The following is a 6,985-nucleotide window of genomic DNA, read 5'->3' on the forward strand; positions in this document are numbered from 1 at the left end:
GTCGAACCGGTCGATCTCGAGATCCGCGCCGGGCGCACCCTCGCGGTGGTCGGCGAGTCCGGCTCCGGCAAGTCGCTCACCGCGCGCGCCCTCACCGGGCTGCTCGACCCCGCGTTGCAGGCATCGGGCACCGTCGCCTGGGGGGCCCGCGAGTTCGACCTGGCGGGTTCGGTGCCGTGGTCGGGGCTGCGCGGGTCGGCGATCTCGCTGCTGCTGCAGGACCCGTTCACGTCGCTCAGTCCCGTCCACCGCTGCGGCACGCAGATCGCCGACACGGTGCGGGCGCTCGCGCGGCGCACGGGCACACGCCTGACGCGCGCCGCCGTGCGCAAGATCGTCGACGATCGGCTCCGCGAGGTCGGACTCGACCCCGCGGTCGCGCGCCGCTACCCCCACGAACTCTCCGGCGGAATGCGTCAGCGCGTCGCCATCGCCGCGGCGATCGCAGGCGATCCCGACGTGCTGATCGCCGACGAGCCCACGACCGCGCTCGACGCCTCGACGCAGGGGGAAGTGCTGGCGGTGCTGGCCGAACTGCAGCAGCGCCGCGGACTCGGGCTCATCCTGATCTCGCACGACCTTGGCATCGTCCGCGGCTGCGCCGACGAGATCGTGGTGCTCTACGCGGGGACGGTTGCCGAACGCGGACCGGCACGCGAGGTGCTCGACGCGCCCGTGCACCCCTACACCGCGCGATTGCTGGCCGCCGATCCGCCGCTGGACCACCGGCTGGAGACCTTGGAAGGCATCCCGGGATCGGTTCCCGCGCCGGGGCAGCGCCCGGCTGGTTGCGCATTCGCGCCTCGGTGCACGCTCGCGACGGACCGCTGTCACGTCGAGGCGCCGCCGCTGGACGCCGTGGCGCGCGGAGGCGTCGTGGCATGCCACCACAGCCGCACGCCGTTGCCTTTCGAGACACGGGGGCGCGCGGCCGAGGCCGAGTCGCCCGCGGCGGAGCCGCTGCTCGTGGTGCGCGGGCTTCGCGCCCGCCACGGTGCGACCGAGATCCTGCACGGGGTCGACCTGGACGTTGGCGAACGCGAAATCGTGGGCGTCGTCGGCGAATCGGGTTCCGGCAAGACGACACTCGCGCGCTGCGTCGCGGGGTTGCACGCGCCCTCAGACGGCGAGGTGCGCCTCGGTGCCAGTCCGCTTTCGCCCACGCTCGCCGGCCGGAATCCGCGCGACGTGCAGATCGTGTTCCAGGATCCGTACTCGGCCCTCAACCCGCGCCTCACCGTCGGCGATGCGCTGCGCGAGGCTCTCGCCGTCGGCGGACGCCCGGCGACCGACGTCGACGAACTGCTGGAGAGTGTGGGGCTCCCGGCGCGCTACGCGGCGCGCCGACCGCGCGACCTCTCCGGCGGCGAGCGGCAGCGCGTCGCGATTGCCCGGGCGCTCGCGCCACGGCCGCGGCTGCTGATCTGCGACGAGTCGGTCTCGGCTCTCGACGTCTCGGTGCAGGCGCAGATCCTCGCGCTGCTGCTGCGACTCCGGGATGAACTGGGCACGCCCGTGCTCGTCATCACGCACGATCTCGCGGTCGTGCGTCAGGTGTGCGATCGTGTCCTCGTGCTGCGTCGCGGTGAGATGGTCGAGACCGGTCCGGTCGCGCGCGTCTTCGACGCTCCCGAGCATCCGTACACGCGTTCGCTGCTGGTGGCGAGTGAGACCGCGTCCGAGACGAAGGACCGGGCGCGCGCATGACCGGCGACCGCATCCCCGAGATCGTCGAACTCGCTGTCGGGAGCTCCGCCCAGGAGCAGTCGCCGGGAGTCGTGCTGCCGACGGCGCTGACGGAGGTGTGGGCGCGCCCCAGCGGCAGCGCGATCGTGCACCGCGCGCTGCTCGGGCCCGCCGCTGCGCCCGCCGCCGGCGCGCTGCTGCGCCGCCGGCCGCTCACCGTCGGCTCGGTCATCACCGGGGCCTTCGGGGAGCCCGACGAGCTGGCGCCCGTGATCGCGGCGCTCGTGGCGCGCGAGACCGAGGCCGGGCATCCGCTCATCAAATGGGAGGTGCTGCCGGGTCAGTCGGTCGATCCCGCGGCACACGGCTTCCGGCCGCTGCGCACCCCGCATCGCTCGGGCGACGGCACCGAGCCCGGCATTCATGGTTGGGTTCGCGATCTCGTGACCTGGCCGCGCGAGGAAGTCGCGTACTACCGCCAGACGACCGAGTTCACCTGCGGTGGCGTTTCGGCGCTGCTTGCGCTCGAAGCGGTCGGCGAGCAGCTGCTCGGCGACGACCCCGACCAGAACCGGTTGACCGAGCTGCGCGTCTGGCGGGCCGCCACCAACGTGCCGGCCTGTGATCCCCTCGCCCTGGCCGTCACCGTCGATCGGATGCGCGGCGACGCCCACCGTGTCGAGGTCTTCCTCGACACCGACGAGCCCGTCCTGCTGGAGCAGCTGGACGAGCCGGAGGAGCTGTCGTTCCGCCGTGATCTGCAGCGGCTCGCGGCGATCGAACTCGACGAACGCGGCGTGACCTGGCATCACGAACGGATCGACATGAGCGCCGTCGAGGAGGCGGTCGCGGGCGGAGCGGTCGCGCTGCTGCTCATCGACCTCGAACCGCTCATCGACGACCCGACGCCGCACTGGGTGATCGCCTCCGCGGTGCGTGACGGCGTCGTGCTGATCGATGACCCGTGGGTCGAAACCACGATCGGCGAGAGCTGGGTGATGACGCACGAGATCCCGATGACCACGGACGCGCTCGACGGCGTCGTGCGCTGGGGGAGCGGCTACCGCGGCGTCATCCTGCTGCATCGCTGACGCGGCTGGCTAGGCTGACACGGTGACGTCGACCACGCATCCCGATGCGGAGCCGTTCCGGCCCCTGGACTGGACCGGGCTCTACCCGCCGGCTTTCCCGGCCGGCTCGGTGCCCGCACACGTGGCGATCGTGATGGATGGCAACGGGCGCTGGGCCAATCAGCGCGGGCTGACCCGAACGCAGGGTCACCAGGCGGGCGAGGCGGCGCTGCTCGACGTGGTCGCTGGCGCCATCCAGGCCGGGGTCAAGCACCTCAGCGTCTACGCGTTCTCGACCGAGAATTGGAAGCGCAGCCCCGACGAGGTGCGCTTTCTGATGGGCTTCAACCGGGCGGTGTTGCACCGGCGGCGGGATCAGCTCAATGAGTGGGGTGTGCGCGTGCGCTGGGCGGGGCGGCGCCCGAAGCTCTGGCGCAGCGTGATCGATGAACTGCAGTTCGCGGAGCGGCTCACCGCCCAGAACTCCACGCTCACCCTCACGATGTGCGTCAACTATGGCGGACGCACCGAGATCGCGGATGCGGTGCGCCAGATCGCCGCCGAGGCGGCGGCGGGAAAGCTGAACCCGGCCCGCATCACCGAGAAGACGATTCAGAAGCACCTGTATTTGCCCGATCTGCCGGATGTGGACCTGTTCGTCCGCAGCTCCGGCGAGCAGCGCACCAGCAACTTCCAGCTCTGGCAGGCGGCCTACGCCGAGATGGTGTTCCTCGACACGCTCTGGCCCGACTTCTCTCGCGAAGACCTGTGGCGCGCGATCGGGATGTACGTGGGTCGCGACCGCCGCTTCGGCGGCGCCGTCGACGCGCCCACGCCGCGCTGAGCCGCCGCTCGCACCGGGTGCGTGCCCGACCCGTGGCGTGCGTTCAGGTCAGGCTGACCCGAAGTGCTAGAATCTGTTCGGGTTGAATTGACCCTTACAGAAAAGCTCGCGGAAGGAGACGCCATGGATGCCGATCGCCAGATCTCGCTCGCCGTCTCGACCGTGATTTTCGCCCTTCGACCGCATCCGGTGTCCGGTCGCAGCGTCGTGAGTCTGCCTCTCGTGCGCCGCACGCGTGAGCCCTTCGCCGAACGCTGGGCGCTGCCCGGCGGCTGGGCCGACCCGGCCGAGGGGCTCGCGCAGACGGCTGGCCGCAACCTCGTCGAGACGACCGGGGTGCGCCCCGGCTACCTCGAGCAGCTCTACTGCTTCGGCGAACCCGACCGTTCGCCGAGCGGCCGCGTGGTGAGCGTCGTCTACTGGGCGCTCGTCGCCCCCGAACAGACCGACGCCGAACGCGAGGCCGACAACGTGCGCTGGTTCGCCGCCGACGAGCTGCCCGAGCTCGCCTTCGACCACAACCTGATCGTCGAGTACGCGCTCTGGCGCCTGCGCACCAAGCTCGAGTACAGCCAGATCGCACACGCCCTGCTCGGGGAGACCTTCACCCTCAGCGAGCTGCGCCAGGTGCACGAGGCGGTGCTCGATCGCGAACTCGACCCCGCCAACTTCCGCCGCCAGATGGAGTCCTCCGGTGCGCTCGTGGCGACCGACGAGCGTGTCGTCGGCGGGCGCCACCGTCCGCCGCGGCTCTACCGCTACGACTCCGCGGCGGCGCTCGTCGACCACGGACCCCTGACCCACCACGGCGCCACATCCACCGCCCCCGCAGGAGAGGACGCCGCTCATGGCCTCCGTTGACACCACCATCCAGCTGATCCGCACGACGGGTCGAAACGCCGACGGGCAGCCGCAAGAGGCCTGCAGCCCGGCGCTTGCGAAGAGCCCGTGGGATTTTGATCGTGAGTTGCAGTACGGCCCCGGCTCCTCGATGGGCGACGTGATCCCGACCGGGTCGCCGCGCCAGGGCAGCATCCCCGAGGAGTACCAGCGCGCGACGCCCGAGGAGCTGGATGCACGCATCCGCGCCGCGAAGCAGACCCTCGGCGACCGAGTCGTCGTGCTCGGCCACTTCTACCAGCGCGACGAGGTCGTCGAGCACGCCGACTTCCTCGGCGACAGCTTCCAACTGGCGAACGCCGCCCAGACGGTGCCGAACGCCGAGGCGATCATCTTCTGCGGTGTGCACTTCATGGCCGAGACCGCCGACATCCTCGCGCGCGAGGACCAGGCGGTCATCCTGCCGAACCTGGCCGCGGGCTGTTCGATGGCCGACATGGCCGATGAGGACTCGGTCGAGGAGGCCTGGGCCGAGCTGGAGGCGATCTACGGCACGGAGCCGGATGCCGACGGCAAGGCCCCGATCATCCCCGTCACCTACATGAACTCCTCGGCCGCGCTGAAGGCGTTCTGCGGGCGCCACGGCGGCATCGTCTGCACCAGCTCGAACGCCGAAACGGTGCTCGAGTGGGCCTTCGAGCGCGGGCAGCGCGTGCTGTTCTTCCCCGACCAGCACCTCGGCCGCAACACCGCCAAGAAGATGGGCGTGCCGCTGGAACGCATGCCGATGTGGAACCCGCGCAAGCCGCTCGGCGGCAACACGACCGACGAACTCATGGACGCGCGCGTGGTGCTCTGGCACGGCTTCTGCAGCGTGCACAAGCGCTTCACCGTCGACCAGATCGAGAAGGCGCGCGCCACGCACCCGGGCGTCCACGTGGTCGTGCACCCCGAATGCCCGATGCCGGTCGTCGATGCCGCCGACTCGGCGGGCTCGACCGACTTCATCCGCAAGGCGATCGCGGCCGCCACCGAGCCGACCACCTTCGCGGTCGGCACTGAGATCAACATGGTCAACCGCCTGGCGGCTGAGTTCCCGCAGCACGAGATCTTCTGCCTCGACCCGGTGGTGTGCCCGTGCTCGACGATGTACCGCATCCACCCCGGCTACCTCGCCTGGGTGCTCGAGGCGCTCGTGCGCGGCGAGGTGCTAAACCAGATCCGCGTTCCCGAGGAGGTTGCGGCGGATGCCCGCGTCGCCCTCGAGCGCATGCTCGCCGCGCTGCCCAAGGACGCGGCCCCCACCACGAAGGACTGAGGATGCGCGTCGTCGTCGTCGGGACCGGCATCGCCGGTCTCATCACCGCCTACCGCGCGAGCGCGAACCACGATGTGGTGCTCGTGACCAAGGCCGAGCTCGCCGAGAGCAACACCAAGTACGCGCAGGGTGGGATCGCCGCGGCGATGTTCCCCGACGACAGCATCGACTCCCACATCGAGGACACCCTCGCCGCTGGGGCGGGACTGTGCGACCGCGACGCGGTCGAGGTGCTCTGCGGCGAAGGCCCGCAACGGGTGCGCGACCTGATCGCGCTCGGCGTCGAGTTCGACCGGGCGAGCGAGGAACCGGATGCGGAGCTCGCGCGCGGCCACGAGGCGGCGCACTCGCACCGCCGCGTGCTGCACGCCGGCGGGGATGCGACCGGGCTCGCGATCGAGGTGGCGCTCCTGCGCGCCGTCAAGCGGCTCGCCGTCGAGGTGCACGAGCACACGTTTTTGCGCGACCTCATCGTCGAGGAGGACGCGGGTGGACAGCGCCGGGTCGTCGGCGTCGAGGCGATCGACCCCGACGGGCGCGAGATGACGATCGCGGCCGACGCCGTGGTGCTCGCCAGCGGCGGGGCCGGGCAGCTCTACCGCCACACCACGAACCCGGAGGTGACGACGGGCGACGGCGTCGCGATCGCCTACCGTGCGGGCGCCGCGGTGCAGGATCTCGAGTTCTTCCAGTTCCACCCGACCTCGCTCGCCGTTCCCGGCAATCCGCTCGTCTCCGAGGCGGTGCGCGGCGAGGGGGCGACCCTCGTCGACGAGAACGGGCGCCGCTTCATGTTCGACGTGCACCCCGACGGCGAGCTCGCCCCGCGCGATGTCGTCGCCCGCGGGATCGCCGCCGCGATGGCCGCGCAGGACGGCCGCCCGGTGTTCCTCGACGCCACCGCGCTCGGCGCCGAGTTCCTCGCCGAACGCTTCCCAGGCATCAGCCGCGTCGTCGCCGAGCACGGCTTCGACTGGGGGAACGAACCGATCCCGGTCACCCCGGCCGCGCACTACTGGATGGGCGGGGTGCGCACCGACACCTCCGGCCGCTCGACCCTCGCCGGGCTCTTGGCGGTCGGCGAGACCAGCTGCACCGGTGTTCACGGCGCCAACCGGCTGGCCTCCAATTCGCTGCTCGAATCGCTCGTCTTCGCCTGGCGGGCGGCAACGGTGCTCGATCTTCCGCCGCATCCGCTCGTCTTGAGCGCCGACGAGGTCCGCCCCG

At 71.3% G+C, this 6,985-nt stretch carries 6 protein-coding genes; all 6 read left to right on the plus strand.

Annotated features, from left to right (window positions below):
• Nucleotides 1-1,707 (plus strand): ABC transporter ATP-binding protein (locus QZ258_RS12135; protein WP_294181909.1); only part of this gene is annotated, 1,707 nt, incomplete at its 5' end.
• On the plus strand, nucleotides 1,704-2,777 hold the full coding sequence (locus QZ258_RS12140) for a peptidase C39 family protein (protein WP_294181911.1): 1,074 nt from the start codon (nucleotides 1,704-1,706) through the stop codon (nucleotides 2,775-2,777). The genes QZ258_RS12135 and QZ258_RS12140, both read left to right, overlap by 4 nt.
• A gap of 22 nt (nucleotides 2,778-2,799) precedes the next feature.
• Nucleotides 2,800-3,600: an isoprenyl transferase gene (locus QZ258_RS12145; protein ID WP_294181913.1), complete on the plus strand. Its 801-nt coding sequence runs from the start codon at nucleotides 2,800-2,802 to the stop codon at nucleotides 3,598-3,600.
• Nucleotides 3,601-3,723: 123 nt separating this feature from the next.
• A complete protein-coding gene (locus QZ258_RS12150; protein ID WP_294181914.1) occupies nucleotides 3,724-4,461 on the plus strand; it encodes an NrtR DNA-binding winged helix domain-containing protein in 738 nt (245 codons plus the stop codon).
• Nucleotides 4,448-5,758, plus strand: a complete 1,311-nt coding sequence (nadA, locus tag QZ258_RS12155; protein WP_294181916.1) for a quinolinate synthase NadA — start codon at nucleotides 4,448-4,450, stop codon at nucleotides 5,756-5,758. Before QZ258_RS12150 ends, nadA begins: the two co-directional genes overlap by 14 nt.
• Before the next feature lie 2 nt (nucleotides 5,759-5,760).
• Nucleotides 5,761-6,985: L-aspartate oxidase (gene nadB, locus QZ258_RS12160; protein WP_294181918.1), on the plus strand; the 1,225-nt coding region annotated here is incomplete at its 3' end.

This window comes from uncultured Schumannella sp., from assembly GCF_905479755.1.
Taxonomy (GTDB): Bacteria; Actinomycetota; Actinomycetes; order Actinomycetales; family Microbacteriaceae; genus DCRR01.